This window comes from Spirabiliibacterium falconis (genome assembly GCF_014885015.1).
GTDB classification, from domain to species: domain Bacteria; phylum Pseudomonadota; class Gammaproteobacteria; order Enterobacterales; family Pasteurellaceae; genus Spirabiliibacterium; species Spirabiliibacterium falconis.
On sequence record NZ_JABMIJ010000009.1, the window covers coordinates 48,276 to 66,866 of the forward strand.

At 42.4% G+C, this 18,591-nt stretch carries 16 protein-coding genes, 1 tRNA gene and 1 other RNA gene; 5 read left to right on the forward strand and 13 right to left on the reverse strand.

Features of this window, described 5'->3' with window-relative positions; translation table 11 throughout:
• Nucleotides 1-2: 2 nt before the first annotated feature.
• From HPC40_RS06400 to agaR, 6 genes are read right to left on the reverse strand one after another with little or no spacing between them, the layout of a single operon-like run.
• Nucleotides 3-851, reverse strand: coding sequence for a PTS system mannose/fructose/sorbose family transporter subunit IID (locus HPC40_RS06400; RefSeq protein WP_235972336.1), 849 nt, complete (start codon nucleotides 849-851; stop codon nucleotides 3-5).
• A 1-nt stretch (nucleotide 852) separates the two neighbouring features.
• On the reverse strand, nucleotides 853-1,617 hold the full coding sequence (gene agaW, locus HPC40_RS06405; RefSeq protein ID WP_208118665.1) for a PTS N-acetylgalactosamine transporter subunit IIC: 765 nt from the start codon (nucleotides 1,615-1,617) through the stop codon (nucleotides 853-855).
• Between the two features lie 26 nt (nucleotides 1,618-1,643).
• Nucleotides 1,644-2,129 (reverse strand): PTS N-acetylgalactosamine transporter subunit IIB, encoded by a 486-nt coding sequence (agaV, locus tag HPC40_RS06410; RefSeq protein WP_208118666.1) that lies wholly within the window; start codon nucleotides 2,127-2,129, stop codon nucleotides 1,644-1,646.
• A 13-nt stretch (nucleotides 2,130-2,142) separates the two neighbouring features.
• Complete coding sequence (locus tag HPC40_RS06415) at nucleotides 2,143-3,309, reverse strand: SIS domain-containing protein (protein ID WP_208118667.1); 1,167 nt, start codon at nucleotides 3,307-3,309, stop codon at nucleotides 2,143-2,145.
• A gap of 13 nt (nucleotides 3,310-3,322) precedes the next feature.
• The gene (gene kbaZ, locus HPC40_RS06420; protein WP_208118668.1) at nucleotides 3,323-4,609 is read right to left on the reverse strand and encodes a tagatose-bisphosphate aldolase subunit KbaZ; all 1,287 of its coding nucleotides are present in this window, start codon (nucleotides 4,607-4,609) and stop codon (nucleotides 3,323-3,325) included.
• A 14-nt stretch (nucleotides 4,610-4,623) separates the two neighbouring features.
• On the reverse strand, nucleotides 4,624-5,397 hold the full coding sequence (gene agaR, locus HPC40_RS06425) for a transcriptional repressor AgaR (RefSeq protein WP_208118681.1): 774 nt from the start codon (nucleotides 5,395-5,397) through the stop codon (nucleotides 4,624-4,626).
• A gap of 333 nt (nucleotides 5,398-5,730) precedes the next feature.
• On the opposite strand from agaR, the gene HPC40_RS06430 reads away from it, so the two are divergent.
• Nucleotides 5,731-7,290 carry a sulfatase-like hydrolase/transferase gene (locus HPC40_RS06430; RefSeq protein WP_208118669.1) on the forward strand — a complete coding sequence of 520 codons (1,560 nt, stop codon included), beginning with the start codon at nucleotides 5,731-5,733 and terminating at the stop codon, nucleotides 7,288-7,290.
• Nucleotides 7,291-7,357: 67 nt separating this feature from the next.
• The gene (locus tag HPC40_RS06435; RefSeq protein WP_235972337.1) at nucleotides 7,358-8,836 is read left to right on the forward strand and encodes a DUF2264 domain-containing protein; all 1,479 of its coding nucleotides are present in this window, start codon (nucleotides 7,358-7,360) and stop codon (nucleotides 8,834-8,836) included.
• A gap of 29 nt (nucleotides 8,837-8,865) precedes the next feature.
• On the opposite strand, the gene cra is transcribed toward HPC40_RS06435, so the two are convergent.
• Both cra and metG read right to left on the reverse strand, forming a co-directional pair.
• Complete coding sequence (gene cra / locus HPC40_RS06440; RefSeq protein WP_208118670.1) at nucleotides 8,866-9,843, reverse strand: catabolite repressor/activator; 978 nt, start codon at nucleotides 9,841-9,843, stop codon at nucleotides 8,866-8,868.
• A 7-nt stretch (nucleotides 9,844-9,850) separates the two neighbouring features.
• Nucleotides 9,851-11,890 (reverse strand): methionine--tRNA ligase, encoded by a 2,040-nt coding sequence (gene metG, locus HPC40_RS06445; protein ID WP_235972338.1) that lies wholly within the window; start codon nucleotides 11,888-11,890, stop codon nucleotides 9,851-9,853.
• Nucleotides 11,891-12,079: 189 nt separating this feature from the next.
• Between metG and apbC the strand changes: the two genes are divergently transcribed.
• Nucleotides 12,080-13,189: an iron-sulfur cluster carrier protein ApbC gene (gene apbC, locus HPC40_RS06450; RefSeq protein WP_208118671.1), complete on the forward strand. Its 1,110-nt coding sequence runs from the start codon at nucleotides 12,080-12,082 to the stop codon at nucleotides 13,187-13,189.
• Between the two features lie 151 nt (nucleotides 13,190-13,340).
• Here apbC and HPC40_RS06455 read toward each other — a convergent pair.
• The 3 genes from HPC40_RS06455 to lptF all read right to left on the reverse strand — a co-directional run bounded on the left by HPC40_RS06455 (nucleotide 13,341) and on the right by lptF (nucleotide 15,736).
• Nucleotides 13,341-13,425, reverse strand: a tRNA-Leu gene (locus HPC40_RS06455).
• Between the two features lie 125 nt (nucleotides 13,426-13,550).
• On the reverse strand, nucleotides 13,551-14,627 hold the full coding sequence (gene lptG, locus HPC40_RS06460) for an LPS export ABC transporter permease LptG (protein WP_208118684.1): 1,077 nt from the start codon (nucleotides 14,625-14,627) through the stop codon (nucleotides 13,551-13,553).
• Complete coding sequence (lptF, locus tag HPC40_RS06465; protein ID WP_208118672.1) at nucleotides 14,627-15,736, reverse strand: LPS export ABC transporter permease LptF; 1,110 nt, start codon at nucleotides 15,734-15,736, stop codon at nucleotides 14,627-14,629. Before lptF ends, lptG begins: the two co-directional genes overlap by 1 nt.
• Before the next feature lie 161 nt (nucleotides 15,737-15,897).
• Between lptF and HPC40_RS06470 the strand changes: the two genes are divergently transcribed.
• Both HPC40_RS06470 and ssrA read left to right on the forward strand, forming a co-directional pair.
• Complete coding sequence (locus HPC40_RS06470; RefSeq protein ID WP_208118685.1) at nucleotides 15,898-17,424, forward strand: leucyl aminopeptidase; 1,527 nt, start codon at nucleotides 15,898-15,900, stop codon at nucleotides 17,422-17,424.
• 27 nt (nucleotides 17,425-17,451) lie between these two features.
• Nucleotides 17,452-17,816: a transfer-messenger RNA gene (gene ssrA, locus HPC40_RS06475) on the forward strand.
• A gap of 146 nt (nucleotides 17,817-17,962) precedes the next feature.
• Here the strand turns inward: ssrA and HPC40_RS06480 are convergent.
• Complete coding sequence (locus tag HPC40_RS06480; protein ID WP_208118673.1) at nucleotides 17,963-18,292, reverse strand: hypothetical protein; 330 nt, start codon at nucleotides 18,290-18,292, stop codon at nucleotides 17,963-17,965.
• Nucleotides 18,293-18,351: 59 nt separating this feature from the next.
• The coding region (locus HPC40_RS06485) for a hypothetical protein (RefSeq protein WP_208118674.1) at nucleotides 18,352-18,591 on the reverse strand (240 nt) is incomplete at its 5' end.

The window sequence follows — 18,591 nt, forward strand, 5'->3', positions numbered from 1 at the left end:
GGTTAGATGATTCCGATGTAGTGTCCAATAACACCAAAAGCAAGTGTTGAGAAGATTAATACTGGTGGTTTAGCCCAGAATCCAGTGCCTTTCACCAATTTGAACATTAAGAAGACTAATGCTAGTGGTAAAAGATTTGGCATAATCTTGTCAAAGAAGTCGGTTTGCAGCGGCACGACCTTGCCCCCCATGGTGAGCGTTGCGGTCGTTTTAAACCGAATGAAGGTCGCACACAGTGCACCGATAACAAAAATACCCATGATGTTGGCTGCACGAGCAAGTTTCTCTGTTGAGTCACTCATACTTACCATCGCCGCAGTACCCGCTTTGTAGCCCATGAACATCAAACCAAAGTACACAAAGAAGTGAACCAATTGGTAAAGAATAAAGAATACAAATGGACCTGCAATTGAGCCTTCAATAGCAATTGACGCACCAAGTGCTAAGGTTAATGGCATTAAGGTCATGTGGTCGATAGCATCACCCACACCACCTGTTGGCCCCATACCTGCCACTTTCATGACGTTAATCGTTGATGGCTGCTCTTTATTTTCTTCCATCGCAATAGCGGTACCGAGCAAGAAAGTAAAGAGTTTAGGGCTTGCATTGAAGAATTGAAGATGGTTTTTCAATGCCGTTGCCAAATCACGTTTATTGTTGCCGTGGATTTTTTCCAACGCAGGAATAATTGAATAAGCAAAACCACCCGCTTGCATACGTTCAAAGTTGAAGTTCCCTTCCATAAACAAGCCACGGATCGCACATTTCCAAAGGTCGCCTTTAGTGATAACTTGTCGTACTGTGGTATCTTGATATGCGTCGATGTTATCCACTAAGCTTTTGTTTTCCATATTAGATTCCATCTTCAAACTCCTGTGCTTGTTGTTTGTTGCCATTGTTACCGCTGAAGTAGTAATAAAGAACAGCGATTGAACCACCAATAATTGCGACCGCCATGATTGGTAATTTTAAGTAAGTTGTTGCCACGAAACCGATGAAGAATACACCCGCCATTTCTTTTGACCACATAATTTTTAATAACATTGCAAAACCAATTGCTGGTACTAAACGCGCCCCTAAACCTAAGCCTTCAAGCAATGTTTTCGGTGCATAAGCATCGATCCATTGTGCTGCGTGTTCACCAAAGTAAACGGTAATAAAGGCCACAATGGCATACATTAAAGAGCGAAGTGAAATAGTTGCAATTAATAAGAAGTCAATACCGCGAGGATTTGCACTTTCTGCGTAGCTATCCGCTTTGCCCATCGTAAACGATGTTACCGCAAAGAAACCGATAACCAACATTTGCATCACCACTGCAATTGGCATACCTACACCCATTGCAACATCTGGCGATTGTTTTGTCATTACCGCAAAAGCAACAGCTGCAATTGTTCCCATTGTTACATCTGGTGGCTGAGCCCCAGCATTTGGAACAAGACCAAGCCAAGCTAATTCAAGGGTTGCACCCGTGACAAGACCAAGTTGCATATCCCCCATAATCAAGCCAACAACAGGACCTGTGATCAATGGACGGTGAATATTTAGCGCGACATCGTATTTATCGATACCGCACAGGAATGCCCATCCGGCAACCAAGAGTGCTTCAAAGAACATAGTCGTAAACTCCTATATCAATTAGATTATTTTATGAGATCCATAATATCGACTTCAGGAGCATCTGGTGTGTTCTGTACAGTACATTTCACCCCTGCTGCTACCAATTTGTTAAATGCTTCGATATCTTTTTCATCAACAGAAACTGTTTTAGTTAACTGTTTTTTACCATCATGGAAGTGCATATTACCAATATTGACATGTTTAATAGGCACCCCCCCTTCAACGAGCTTCGCAATATCCGTTGGATTATTACAAAGAATGAAGACTTTTTGCTGCGGAGAGGCTTTATGAATCACATCAATCGTTTTTTGGATAGTGAAAAAACGCACAGCATATTCACCGCCTGCAGACGCTTTCATACCTGCTTGCATGAATGCCGCATTTGGACCTTCAGCCGCCGCATCATTTGCCACTAAAATCAAATTCGCACCTGTGTGCTTGCCCCATGTGATACGAATTTGACCGTGTAATAAACGCTCATCAATTCGGGTCCATACAATGTTTGGCATATAATCCTCCAAGTTAGTTAGTAAATTTATGAATGATGACGCCTTGAACAACACGATTAACTTCACCGGTTGGGCAAGGATTATCAGGTGTAATATTGTGTTTCAGTGAGCTATAAAGCGCGTAAATTTGCGCAAATACAATATATGGGAATAACAACTCAAAATCGTGTGCATTTTCAAAGCCATCAAGTTGCAATACATCAGGATTTACAATGCTTTCATCAGAAAGTGCGGTCAACGCAGTGACACGGCGGGCAATGCCATCACGACGAAGTTCTTTTAATAAATCCACATCATATAAACGGGTATATTCATTGTTAGATAAATATTCCACAATCATCGTTTTGTTATTCACGATGGATTTTGGACCGTGGCGAAAGCCCATTGGGGAATCATAAGTTGCCACGACCTGACCTGCGGTTAATTCTAAAATTTTTAACGCAGACTCTTGCGCCAAACCTTGTAAGCCGCCACTGCCCAGATAAATAATGCGCTCAATGCCATCATCAATAATGCTTTTCACATAATCGACATAGCGTGGGATCAATTTTTCGGTGTTTTCTGCAATATAGCCAAACCGCTCAGCCACAGAGCCCTGTGATAAAAAGAAAACAGAAAGTGTGGTCAGCATCATTGAACTGAAGCTCGATGTCATTGCAAAACTGCCATCATTTGTTTCTGCTGGCATTAGCAATGGCAGCGCATTATCTTGTTTTGAACCGTTGACAAACAATGCCCCTTTTTCATTACAGGTGATCAATAAGTGGCGTACATTGCTTAAACATTGGTTAGCTAAATCTACCGCCGCTACACTTTCAGGGCTGTTACCTGAACGCGCAAACGAAATCAACAACGTTGGAATATCTTCACTGAAATATTGATACGGATTAGAAACGATGTCAGTCGTTGCAATTGACTCTGTGCGTTTACCCGTAATGGTGCGAACCGCAGGCGCAATAGAATGCCCTACAAATGCAGATGTGCCCGCTCCTGTAAAAATAATACGAGAAACGTCTGCCGCCATAACAGGTTGAATAAAGTCCAGCACTTGTGCTTTTTGTGCATCTAAATTTTTCAACGCTTTAGCCCAAGATGACGGTTGCTGATTAATTTCTTTCGCTGTCATCACCGCACTTTGCTTTTCTAACGCATCCAGTGTAAATCCTAAATACTGTTCCATATGCTTCTTTTCCTTATTTTTGATTGAAAAATGCAGCCGCAGCATAATCACGAATCACGCCTTGTACTTTATCAATAACCAGTGATTTGGCGTCTGCTTGCAATTTGCCTTCACGCACTTTGATATATTGCTCTGGGAAATATTGACTTAACAACGGCAATGGAATTTCCACACCTTCAAAGTTCGAGAATAATTTATCTACGGCAGCCCCAATAGTTGGATTTGCCCAGTAATAACGAATGCGATCACTAAAGCTATAACTGCGTGCGAAGAACTGTTGTTGCTTATCGCCGTGATAATATTTGGCCCAGTTATCAGGATTCGCTAACATCACCTCTTCTAATACATCACGCAAATTGGCACGTTTTTCCGCTGGGAAAATCTCTTTTTCAATGCCACATAAGCCGTAATACCCTTCCCGCAACGCAAATGTTAAGGCTGGTCCGACTTTCAAAATAGCAAAATGATTATCGACTAAATCTTTATAGGCTTGTGCTGTTTGGTAATCAGTTGAGTGTGCTTCAAACACTAAATGTGGGAATTCGCTGACCACATTACTTAATGCTTTCGCTTTTTCGGGAACAAAATCGATCACTTTGGTGTGATCAAATTCAACGCCTGGTTGTACAACTAAGCCAATCACACGGTCCCAAATCGTGTTTAAACCGACTTTATCAAAGGCTTGTTGATGTGTATTTAACGTTTTTTTAGCAGCGTCAGGATGGGTTACCTCAAGCTCATTGATTGCCTCAGCTTCACCGCCTGGTACAGGGACTTCAGTGCCAATCACATATACCGTTTTGCCCGCATTACCGCACTTTTCAGCCGTTTTTTCGGCAATCACCGCTAAGCGAGCCGCGCGTTCAGCTACAATTTCGTCGGAAAGTGGCACAGGATCGCCTTTGCAAGACATACTGCAATCAAGGTGAATTTTCTCAAATCCTGCGGCCACATAAGCCTCAATTAACCCTTCGGCATTTTTCATGGCTTCATCCGCACTCAGACCTTGCCAACGGTTCGGGCCTAAATGGTCGCCGCCAAGCACTAACCGCTCTTTAGGGAAATTCACTTGGCGAGCCAAATCTAATACAAAGTCACGAAAATCGGCAGGTGTCATCCCTGTATAGCCACCAAATTGATCAACTTGGTTTGAGGTTGCTTCAATTAATAAAACCGAATCATCTTTCAATGCTTGTAAAAGTGATGCTTCAATGACTGTTGGATGAGCCGAACAGATCGAATAAATACCATTATGTCCACCGGCTTTATGTTGTTGAATTACATCTAATAAAATACTCACTGACTTATCTCCGTTTAATCTACTATAATGACCTCGATGCCATTGTCTTGAAATGCACTAACATACTCATCGGGGATACCTGAATCGGTAATTAACGTATCAATTTCAAATGCTCTGCGAATAATATGGCAACTCTGCTTACCAAATTTACTTGAATCCGTTACTGCGATAACTTGATTTGACACCTCACACATCACTCGATTTAAATTCGCCTCTTGCTCATTGTGTGTGGTAATTCCAACTCGCAAATCAAATCCATCAACACCTAAGAAAAATTTACTGAAACAATGCGTTTGCAAGCTAAGCTCCGCTTGACGACCTGAAAACGACAATGCATTTTTCCGCAGTCGTCCGCCTGTCATTAACACTTCGGTATTATTTGCATTGACTAACTCTGTGGCTATATCAAGCCCATTGGTCATCACCAGCACATTAGACAGTGCAGACTGTTTTAAATAGGTAGCAATCTCTCTTGTGGTAGTGCCAGAATCTAAAATGATTGCATCATTATCACGAATCAATTTCTGTGCTGCTGCGCCAATTTTTTGCTTAATGCCACTATTGCGTTGACGCTTTTCGGAATTAGACAATTCGGCAATCAATCCTTTATTCGGCATTGCTACGCCATGAGAGCGCAAAATATAACCATTTTTTTCTAAAAAGTTGAGGTCATTGCGAATAGTCACTGTTGATACGCCAAATTGTGTTGCTAAATCTTCAACACGTGCTGAATTTTGTGCATTTACGAGACTAACAATATCCATTCGACGCTCAATTACACTTTTCATCACAATCAACCTTTATTTCTTTTATTTTCTTGCGACAACAATAAACGAAAGAAAACGAAAGCTCAATTATAGAATATCGTTTTTTTGATCTCTCTCACAAAAATAATTCACTTCATTGACGATAGATAAACCTCCACATTTCATTAAACCTAGTTATTAAAAGGCATAAAACAAACCGCACTTTAACAAAACCTGTTTTACTTTCTCTTTTTTATAAAGTGCGGTTTCCATTTTTAAAATTTGTGAACTTCCTCTCAAATAAAGAACATATTCTTTGCTATACTCATAAAACGAAAGAAAATGAAATTACTATAATGATCAAGGAGTCAAGATATGAGTATCTCGCGCAGAACATTTATTAAAGGTGTTGCTGGTAGCTCTGTCGCTGCAACATTTGCGGGTAAAGCAATAGCAAATGATAACGCTAAAAAACCTAAAGACCCGCCACTCAATTTATTATTGGTTTTCCCTGATGAAATGCGTGCGCAAGCACAAGGATTTAAAAACGAAGATCCCGCGATTACGCCGCACTTAGACGCATTTGCAAAACAAGCCAAAGTGATGGATCAAATGGTGTCAAATTATCCGCTCTGTTCCCCATTTCGCGGCATGTTGATGACAGGACAATATCCTCTACATAATGGTGTAACAGGTAATACCCATGATTATGGCGGTAAAGTGGGAATTGAGCTGTCGCCTTATGCTAAATGCTGGTCTGATGTATTGAAAGATGAAGGTTATGCCCTCGGTTATATCGGAAAATGGCATTTAGATGTACCACATGAACCTTATATTAAAAGCTACAACAACCCAATGGAAGGGCGCTACTGGAATGAATGGACACCACCTGATCGTCGCCATGGCTTTGATTTTTGGTATTCTTACGGAACATACGATCTCCATATGAAACCAATGTATTGGGGGAACGACACACCTCGAGAATATCCTGAATATGTAGATCAATGGGGACCTGAACACGAAGCAGATATGGCCATTAATTATTTGCGTAATGAAGGAAATAAATACCGTGATCCCAACAAACCGTTTGCCCTTGTTGTTTCAATGAATCCGCCGCACTCACCTTATGACCAAGTGCCGCAAAAATATTTGGATATGTACAAAGACAAAACCTCAAAAGATCTGAACACACGTCCAAATGTTGACTGGGACAAAAAATACCTTGAAGGATACGGCCCTGATAACTTCAAATCTTACTTGGCCATGGTTACAGGGGTTGATGAACAATTTGGTCGCATTCTCGCTGAACTGGATAAACAAGGCTTGAGCGACAATACTCTCGTTGTGTTCTTCTCCGATCACGGCTGCTGTATTGGTTCGCACGGCAAGCCAACGAAAAATGTTATCTTTGAAGAATCTATGCGTGTACCAATGATGTTCCGTTTACCAAATAAAATCAAACCGGGCGTGAACCAAGCATTAATGTCCGCACCGGATATTTATCCAACAATTTTAGACCTGCTCGGCTTGAAAGATTCAATCCCAGGTAGCGTTGAAGGCGTTAGCCTTGCCGAACAAGTCCTGCATGATAAAGGTGAAAATCCAACATCGCAACTTTATTTATTCGTACCTTATGGTCAGCCATCGTTTGGACGACGCGGCGTACGTACAGCAACGCACACGCTCGAAATAGATCGTCAAGACGGTGAACCACTCAAATATATGCTATTTGATAACATTAATGACCCATACCAACAAACCAATATCGCCGATCAACAGCCTGAACTGATTGAAAAATTGGTAAAAGAAGAGTTGATCCCATGGCTGGAAAAAACGGGGGATTCTTGGCGTCCTGTTGAATTTATCACAGGACCAACGAAGAAAATGCAGAAAAAATTAGACGCGTGTACGCCCCCTGAACAACCAAAAGCATAATATTTAACACACATCTCATCACTCTCTAGTGTAAAATCTAGAGAGTGCTTATTTTATGGAGCAACTTATGCCTGATAACATCCGCTATACCGAACGCCCATTTCTCGCCCATGAGCATCCAACATGGCAAGATTACTACCGCACTTTTAAACAGAATATCGGCAAACTGTTCAAATACAAAAAAACTTTCAAGGAATTTGATGCTATTTTACAACAAACTTTTGCTGATGAAGAGTATGATTTTGCCAACGGCTGCGCCGTGATGCGTGATTATTTTATCCGCAGTTTTCTTCATCACGCACACTATGACGGTGCGAAAGCCTACTACCCAGGCATCCCCGCAGAACAAGGCGTAGAAAGTGATGCCATTGAAAGTGCGGCTCGTAGCTACCCTCTTCTGGCCGCGTTTTTACATAACCCGCAGAATCAAAATTCATTGCTCTATCCACAAGTCACCGCCATGTTAAAAACAGGTTTTCTCAATGCGACGAATCCTCAAAGTACGGGATTTTGGGGCGAGCTACACGATTATAGCCAGGTGATTTGTGAAACCGCCGACTTTGCCCTCGCGCTGTGGTTAAGTAAAAGTGCGGTTTGGGCACATTACACAACGGCTGAGCAAACACAAATTCTCAATTGGCTCAAAAAAATTAACGATGTTAAAACCGTCGATAACAACTGGCATCTCTTTATTGTGCTCACTCAACTTGTTATTCGTGATCTCAGTGGTGAGGACTGCATCAATCACGATCGCTATGCCCGCATTAAAGAGTTTTACGTAGGTGACGGCTGGTTCCGTGATGGTGCAAAAGGCAATTTTGATTACTACAATTCTTGGGGCTTTCACTATGCACTCTTTTGGATCGATCAAATTGATCCGAGCTTCGACCGCACTTTTATCGTCGAAAGTGCAAAAGCGTTCTGTGATAAATTCAAATATCTCTTCACCCCAACAGGTTTAACCTTTTTTGGGCGCAGTATCATCTACCGCTTCGCTGCCCCAACGGCGCTCGTAAGCTCAATGCTGCAACAAGGCAAAGCCGACGGACAGGTCAAACGCATCGTCTCCACCCTCAACCGCTTTTTTATCCAGCGTGGTGCAATTCAACGTGGTGTATTCACTCAAGGGCTTTTTCAAGCCGACCGCCGCTTAGTGGACAGTTACAGTGGATCAGGCAGTGCATTATGGTCGCTGAGAACCTTAATTTTACTGACCTACGGTGCGGACAACATTCATCTTTGGACTGAACCAGAACAGCCACTAGAAGTTGAAAAAGCTGACTTTAACATCACCATTGATGCCATCGGGCTAAATATCATTGGACATAAAAATACAGGCGAAGTATGTGCTATTTTTCAACAAAATGACTATCCCGACTATCCGTTTATGGATGCAGCATTGCAACGCCAATCGTTTTGGCAACCAATTGCCGAACGCATCGTTGGGCGAGCCATTCGCCCTAAAAATAACCTAATCCGTAAAGGCGTTACCTGCTATTCCTCACGCCTCAACCTCTTCTTAAACCCACCAACAAAATGGCGATAAAAAACAAAAGTGCGGTTAGACCGCACTTTTTAATACACGATTTCTCGAGTTAAAGTTAATGCCTGCATCTGTTCATATTTATGGACTTTTGCTTTTACAGTACACATTAAATACTGCGCCATCTTTTCATACGGTTGAACAGCACTAAGCACGGGGTTAGGCAGTAATTCTAGCATTGCTGGATCGCCAAAAGTGGCAATAATCAGCTGTGACGGCAAACTGCCATAATGGGTTAATAACGTTTGAAGAACGCCTTGCAATAAACTTAATGAGGTTACAAATACGGCATCGGGGAGGCGATTATTGGCAAGCCACTGTTGAAAGAGTTGCTCAGCTGCCTCTCGGGTGAACTCACTGGCATAAAGGTGCTCAACCGCACTTTGCTTTGCGTACTTGCTGAACGATTGCATAAAACCATGTTCACGAGCCTGGCTAATACTTAGCTCAGGCTTTGCACCCAGAAAAAGCACCCTTCTAGGCGTATATTTTTGCCATAAAGTGGACGCAAGTTTGGCACTGTCTTGGCAGTCATCATACAACACATTATGCGCATTAGGTGCACTGATTTCACGGTCAAAACCAATAAGTGGCACGTCAACGTGTTGATAAAAATCATCTTGCGGTAAAAGTGCGGTTGCCACCACCAAGGCATCAATTTGACGATTAATGAGCTGCTTAACACACTGTTTTTCCTGCTCAGGATCATCTCCAGAACAGGAAATAAACAACTGCATACCATGATCACGGCATTGTCGCTCAAAGCGGGTCGCAATTTTGGCATAACTGGTATTTTCTAAATCAGGTACGATTAATCCAATGGTATTGGTACGTCCAGCCCGCAGACCTGCCGCCACGGCATTAGGCTTAAAATTATGAGCATTAACCACTGCCATTACTTTTTCAATCGTACGTTCACTCACACGATACTGCTTGCCTTTGCCATTCACGACATAGCTTGCAGTGGTGCGAGATACACCAGCTAACTTAGCAATTTCGTCCAGTTTCATTGCCGTGCTATTTCACTCGCATTCCTGGTTTTGCACCATCATCTGGCGTTAAAAGAAAGAGATCTCCCCCAGAACCAGCGGCTAACACCATGCCTTCGGATACGCCAAATCGCATTTTTCGAGGCGCTAAATTAGCCACCATTACGGTTAATCGCCCTTCTAATTGCGCAGGCGCATAGGCAGATTTGATCCCCGCAAAGACTTGACGTATCTCACTGCCAATATCTAGCGTTAATTTCACCAATTTTTGGGCTTCTGGCACAGCTTCTGCTTTCACAATTTTAGCCACACGCAAGTCGATTTTAGCAAAATCATCAATGCTAATTTGCTCAGCTAATGGCTCAATCACGGCCTCATTTTTGACCGCACTTTGTGTTTTTTCCACCGCGGGTGCGAGAGCCGCATTTTCTTGTTTGGAAAGGGCGATTAGCTCATCGATTTTCTTTTCATCTAAACGCGTAAACAGTGCTTTAAACGGGGCAATATGATGATGTAATAATGGTTTTTGTAAGCTATCCCAAGTTAATTCTGTTTGTAGAAAATCTTCTGCACGTTCAGCCAGTTTAGGTAAAATAGGCTTTAAATACCCCATTAAGATGCGGAACATTTCAATACCTTGAGAGCAAATTTGCTGTAAATAGGCATTTTGACTTTCATCTTTTGCCACCACCCAAGGGGCTTTTTCATCAATATATTTGTTCGCTTTATCAGCCAGAGCCATAATTTCCCGCACCGCTTTGGCAAATTCACGATTTTCATATAACTGCGCAATGCGATCACTGGCGTTTGTAAACTCTGCAAATAATGTGGGATCATCAAGTGTAGTGGCTAAGTTTCCATCAAACCGTTTTTGAATAAAACCTGCATTGCGTGAAGCTAAATTAACCACTTTGTTGACGATATCCGCATTGACACGTTGTACAAAATCTTGCAAGTTTAAATCTAAATCATCAATGCGGTTGCTGAGCTTCGCAGCGTAGTAGTAACGTAAATATTCAGGATCAAGCACTTTAAGATAACTTGATGCCTGAATAAATGTACCACGCGACTTGGACATTTTTTCACCGTTTACGGTAACATAACCATGCACAAATATATTGCTCGGCTTGCGGTATTGCGCGCCCTCAAGCATCGCTGGCCAAAATAGGCTGTGGAAATACATAATGTCTTTACCAATAAAATGATAAAGTTCTGCGCTTGAGCTTTGTGCCCAAAATGCATTAAAATCAACACCTTCCCGCTCACATAAGTTTTTAAATGATGCCATATAGCCAATCGGCGCATCTAGCCAAACGTAGAAAAATTTGCCTGGTGCATCTGGCACTTCAAAGCCAAAATAAGGCGCATCTCGGCTAATGTCCCACTGTTGAAGACCTGATGCAAACCACTCTTGCATTTTGTTAGCCACTTCTGGTTGCAATGAGCCTGAACGAATCCATTCACGCAACATATTTTCAAATGCCGGCAAATCAAAGAAAAAGTGTTCGCTGTCTTTCATCACAGGCTCCGCCCCTGATACTACCGAACGCGGGTTGATCAGCTCTGTTGGGCTATATGTGGCACTACACACTTCACAATTATCACCATATTGCTCTTCAGCTTTACATTTTGGGCAAGTGCCTTTCACAAAGCGATCTGGCAAAAACATTCCCTTTACGGGATCGTAAAGTTGAGAAATCGTACGGGTCTTAATGAATCCTGCCTCTTTTAACTTACGGTAAATAGCCTGCGATAAAGTGCGGTTTTCATCACTGTGGGTGGAATAATAGTTATCAAAACTGATATTAAACCCCGCAAAATCCGCCGTATGCTGTGCTTTCACATCATTGATCAACTGCTCTGGCGTGATACCAAGTTGATCGGCTTTAAGCATAATCGGAGTGCCGTGAGCATCATCAGCACAAACAAAGTAAATTTCGTTACCACGCATGCGTTGAAAGCGCACCCAAATATCGGCTTGAATATGCTCAAGCAAATGCCCAAGATGAATGGGACCATTGGCATAAGGTAAAGCACACGTCACTAAAATTTTGCGTAAATTAGACATAATTGGTTTAAACCTTTATTTTAAATTTGATAAATCGGCGTAATGTTACCCCAATTGGGGCTTTTTTTCTAGTTAAAGCCCTTTTTTCACAACAAACATAATTAATGCTTAACACTGCACGCCTTGCGTGGTTAAATAGTAGCGACGAATTTACACCATCAAAAACCCTATAAAAATAAAGGACTTGATATGGCAATAATGTTTTCTCAAACTCTTGCAGATAAAAAAGCGGAAATTGAACATCTGTTTGCACAATTTCGTGATCCGACCTTGCAAAAAACCTTACTCGATCTCAACGCAGTAAAAAAAGTTGAGCTAGCCGATACGATTTTACACATCGACATCACGATGCCTTTTGCGTGGAATAGTGGTTTCGCGCGCTTAAAAACCGCACTTTCTGATCAGCTACTCTCCTTAACAGGCGCACAATCGATCACATGGCAACTCCATCATGCTATTGCCACCTTAAAACGTGCCAATGCGCACCCCGCTGTGAAAGGCGTGAAAAATATCATCGCAGTCACATCGGGCAAGGGGGGCGTGGGTAAATCTAGTGTCGCCGTCAACCTTGCTCTTGCACTTAAAGCACAAGGCGCACGGGTTGGGATTTTAGATGCAGATATTTACGGCCCTTCCATTCCACATATGCTCGGTGCCGCTGACCAACGCCCAACTTCACCTGATAACAAACATATGGTCGCAATCGAATCACATGGCATCTATGCTAACTCTATCGGCTTTTTAATGGAGGCAGATAATGCAACGATTTGGCGTGGCCCGATGGCCAGCAGCGCGCTTAGTCAACTTTTACAAGAAACGCTATGGGCTGATTTAGACTACTTGGTGATTGATATGCCACCAGGTACAGGGGATATTCAGCTAACACTATCACAACAAATTCCTGTTACGGGTGCCATTGTTGTCACCACGCCACAAGACATTGCTCTCCTAGATGCAATAAAAGGTATTGCGATGTTTGAACGTGTGCAAGTGCCTGTACTTGGCATTATCGAAAATATGAGCGTACATATTTGTGCAAAGTGCGGTCATCAAGAAGCCATTTTTGGTACAGGTGGTGCAGAAAAAGTGGCAGAAAAATACCACATCAACGTACTTGGTAAAATTCCATTACATATTCGCCTGCGTGAAGATCTCGATCGCGGGGAACCCACTGTTATCGCAGATAGCACCTCTCCGATTACCCAAGATTTTATGACCCTCGCACAAACCGTTGCTGCCGAACTTTATTGGCAAGGTAGCGTTATTCCTACGGAAATTATGTTCCGAGAAGTGAAATAAACGTACGATTAGCCTATTACAGTGCTGCGAATTCATATGCAGCACTTTTCCCCAATCAATCCAACAAAATGGAGAAATTCATGCAAAAGAACTTGGTTTATGACAATGCCTGAGTAATTTAAGAAATGAAAAAAGAGACTACGCTAACCATTGGTGCCTAGGGCCGGACTCGAACCGGCACACCCGAAGGCGGTTGATTTTGAATCAACTGCGTCTACCAATTTCGCCACCCAGGCAACGATGGTTAGTGTAATCTCTTTGTGTGAGGCATTATACGAAGATTGGCAAAACTTGCAAGCATTAAAAACAAAAAAAGGATTGTTCGCTTTAATTTTCAACAGTTTTAACCGCACTTTGTCTGTTAGGTTCGTTTGCGCTTTAAAATCCACCACGTTAAGAGTAAAAAGAGTACGCTCGGTAGCAGTGCGCCGAGCACTGGCGGAATATCAAAAACCACAGTAACTTTACCAAATGTTTCGTTAATCACATAAAACACGAAGCCTGAGATAATGCCTGTTACAATGCGCGCACCTGCTGTAACACTGCGCAAAGGACCAAAAATAAACGACAACGCTAACAACACCATAACCCCGACCGAAAACGGCTGCACTAATTTACGCCAAAATAATAACTCAAATTGCGTTGGGTCTTGTCCGCTTTGTTTCAAAAATGTGGCATAGTTATACAGCCCTGATATGGATAACGAGCTGGCTTTCAAGCTGACCGTCATTAATTTATCAGGCGTTAAGCTGGATTGCCAAGTGCGGTTGAGATAATTTTTATTTTCAATTTTATCATCGCCAATGATGGTTTCATTGAGGCGATTGAATACCCATTGATTCTGCTGGGTGTCGTAAGTGGCTTCATTAGCATATTGTAGATTTTTTAATTTTCTCTCATTATCAAATTGATAAATATAGATATTTTTAAGTTTATCCGCCTCATTGATTTGTTGCACATAAACAAAATTATTGCCATCTTTCGCCCAAATGCCATTTTGCATTGAGATTAATGCGCCACCACTCATCGCTTGCGAACGCATATTGCGTGCAAACTGCTCTGTTTGCGGAATACCCCACTCACCAAGTAACATAATCATGATCACTAATGGAATCGCGGTTTTTATCGTAGCAAGCCCTATTTTTAAACGTGAAAACCCTGAGGCCTGCATGACCACTAATTCACTATTTGCCGCCAGCGTGCCAAGCCCAATCAATGCGCCCAACAACACCGCCATGGGGAAAAAAGTTTCAATATCACGTGGCATCGTCAGCAAGGTATAGTACACAGCCTGTAAGCCATCATAGCTACCTTTACCAATATCACGAAATTGTTCTACAAATTTGATTATCGCCGATAATCCAACCAACATGAGCAATGCGGCTAAAATCGTGCCTAAAATTGTTTTGCCAATATAGCGATCTAATACCCCAAACATCATTCATTCTCCACTACTGCACGAGGTGAAAACCACGACCGCACTTTATACATCAATGCACTATTCCAGCTATTTAGTACAATTGCCAGTAGCAAAAAGCTAATATGCACTAGCGGCACCATAATCATGGCATCTAATTTGCCAGCACTGCCTGCCGATTTGAACGAGCTCAGTAGCAGAAAATAAATGAGATACAACAACAGTGCAGGTAACATTTTGGCAAATCGACCTTGGCGCGGATTAACTTTACTCAATGGCAAGGCAAGCAACGCCATCAGCGGTACAGCAAGCACCAAAGAAAAACGCCACATCAATTCCGCTCGCGCTTCAGGCGAATCCTCATTCCATAACTGGATCAAATTTAACCGCTCAATTTTATCGGACTGTGCCTCTACTTCGCTAAACGTGAGATAGGCTTGATAATCTTCAAAATGCGAAATTTTAAAATCAGGCAATACCGCACTGCCTTCATAACGCTCACTATTGCGTAATTTTAATATTTGATCGCCATTAGGCAACGATGACAATTCCCCGTTTTCCGCTACCAGCACTGACGGTTTCACATTGCCACGCTCACGGGTTTGAAATAAGTAAATATTTTCCAACTGATTGCGTTTTACCGAGTCAATAAACAGCACAAAATTACCATCTTGGCTGCCAATAAACTGCCCTGGCGTCAATGCGGATAAACTTGGGTTGGCTTTAGCTTGCTCAACAAGTGTCACTTGTTTATTAATTGCCCAAGGCGAAAGAACAAATACATTATACGCACTTAAAAGTGCGGTCAGCACAGATAAGAGCAATGCCACTTTCACCAAAATACGTTGCCCTACGCCGCACGCACGCATCACGGTAATCTCACTATCAGCGTATAATTTACCAAGCGTCATTAAAATCGCTAAAAACAGTGACAAGGGCAACATCAACTGCGCCATCGTCGGCATTCCCAAACCAAGTAAAGAGAAAATTAAATCCGATGGGATATTCCCATTTACCGCCGAGCCGAGTACGCGCACCAATTGCTGAGCAAAGAAAATCAACAAGAGAATAAATAAAATAGCAAGCTGGCTTTTGATTATTTCGCGGGTTAAATATCTAAGTAAAATCACGCAAACGCCTTCTGATTAAAATTAATTGGCATTGCAGTAGTATAGCGAACTTCTCCGCATTTGTGAAAAGGGTTATATGTGTTTTACTGGCGTTATTTTTCGCTATCCGTATAATAGCCCATCACAACGTAAGGTAGAAGCAACAAAATGAAGGAGAAATGATGCAATTCGCCCTAACCAACGGAGACATTACCACACTACCAACGGATTGTTTAATTCTTGGTGTTTATACCAATAATGAGCTGTGCGACTGCGCTCAACAGGTCGATCACGCCTTGCAAGGCAAAATTAGTCAATTAATGGAGCATGGCGATTTTCAAGCAAAGTGCGGTCAAAGTGTGATGTTATATGATATGCCAGACATTGCTGCAACCCGTGTTTTGCTCATTGGGGCGGGTGATAAAGCGAAATTAACCACACGCCAATATCAAAAAATGTGGGCGACCGTTGCTAGTGCTTTACAACACAGTGGCGTGGAAACCGCACTTTGTTGCTTGCATCAACTTAATGTTATTGAGCGTGATCAGTATTGGAAAGTGCGGTTTGCTATTGAAAACCTCGAACACGCCACTTACCGCTTTGATCGTTTTAAACAGCAAAAAGACGCACCTCTCGCATTACGCAAATTGCAATTTTGGTGCGCCCAATCCGAACCAATGCTTGAGACAGCCATCATCGAAGGTCAAAGCATTGCTTATGGAGTAAAAGCCAGCAAAGATCTTGCTAATTTGCCTGCTAACATTGCTAATCCTGCCTATCTAGCGCAATGTGCTCAAGAATTAGCCCAAGAATATGATGCGATTAGTACCACCGTGATTGATGAAAAAGAAATGGCTCAACTGGGTATGAATGCCTATTTAGCTGTTTCACGTGGCGCAGAAAATCCTGCTTTTTTATCGCTAATCGACTATAACAACACAGGCAACCCAAATGAAAAACCGATTGTACTGGTGGGCAAAGGCTTAACATTCGACGCTGGCGGTATTTCATTAAAACCCAGTGCAGATATGGATGAAATGAAATATGACATGGGCGGTGCCGCCGCCGTTTATGGTGTGATGAAAGCCCTTACCAAATTACAATTACCAGTCCGTGTCATTGGTGTACTGGCTGGGTGTGAAAATATGCCTGATGGCAATGCTTATCGCCCAGGGGATATTCTCACCACCATGAAAGGGATCAGTGTTGAAGTGCTCAATACCGATGCTGAAGGGCGTTTGGTGCTCTGCGACACACTCACATATATTGAGCGTCTCAATCCTGATGTAGTTATTGATATTGCCACATTAACAGGGGCGTGTGTTGTTGCATTAGGACAGCATAACAGCGGTTTAATGAGCCCAGATGACACACTCGCGACCGCACTTTTAATCGCAGCTCATCACGCCGACGATAAAGCCTGGCGTTTACCATTAAGTGATGAATACAAAGAGCAGCTCAAATCCAACTTTGCCGACATCGCCAATATTGGAGGACGCTGGGGTGGCGCTTCCACTGCGGGGGCATTTTTGTCCTATTTCACCGAAAATTATCCATGGGCGCATCTTGATATTGCTGGTACCGCATGGAAATCAGGTGCAGAAAAAGGAGCAACCGGACGACCTGTGGCACTACTAGTACAATATTTACTGGATCAAGTGAACAAAAAAGGAACGAAGCATAACCTCAGCTCACTTTATTCACGCTAAAAAATCAGTTATACTAACGAACTATTTGGGGCTGATCTAGGATTCGACGGGATTAGCGAAGCCCAAGGTGCATGTCGAGGTGCGGTAGGCCTCGTTAACAAACCGCAAAACAATAGTCGCAAACGACGAAAACTACGCACTAGCAGCTTAATAACCTGCTCAGAGCCTTCTCTCCCTAGCTTCAGCTCGTAAGACGGGGATCAAGAGGAGTCAAACCAAACGAGATCGCGTGGACGCCTTTGCTTGAGGATCGAAGCGTTAAATTAAATCAAGCTAGCTTATCTATCGCGTGTCTGTCCGCAGTGGGTAAGTGAAATCAAAGATAGACTAAACATGTAGTGCTGAAGGTAGAGTAATTTCGGACGGGGGTTCAACTCCCCCCAGCTCCACCAATTTTAGTAAGACTACGGCAATACAAAACAATTAAATTCAATAAGTTATATATTTTCATTTGAATTTAGTAGGTCTAAAATAAGACTAAAAATGAGCCGTAGATGAGCCGTGAAATATAACGCTCCATAATAGGAGCGTTTTTATTTTACCCTTCCTTAATCTCCCCATCAGCAAATGTATGTGGATTTACATAGCCTGCATAATCTTCTGGCACAAATTCCGCTGGCTTAGTTTGGATAAGCTGCGTTAATGCCCAATCATGCGGATTTTCCGAACGGTCAGGCAATGGTTGTAAGGTAAAGCTATTAAACGATAATGCGGATTTGCCCGCCTTTTTAGCTTTTAGTGACACATATGAGCCAATCGTTACTGTGGCGTAATCGCTGGTGTAATCGATATTTAACGCCGTGATTTCGTGGCATTTAGCGGTTGCACCTGTTTGTTCGTCTTCAATTGCTTTTTCGATGTATTTCATAATTTACTCCTAGTTTGATAAAAGAAAACCGCACTTTTAAGAGTGCGGTTGTTAAAAGATCATCTCGTTAATACAAAATAACGCCCATTATCACGCATTATTCGCTCTTCATCTGGGGTAAAGTCTGCTATTGATAGCATTCTCGCTCTACGCACGGAGCGCATTTGTTTCGCACATAAACACCTTGCGCCTATTAAACCCCCATTTTTATTTGATGCATCAAAGAACCTGACATCTCTTTCCGTAACATTTGTAAGAGGCGCATATAATCGTCCACTGCTGTCAATGATCTTCAAAAA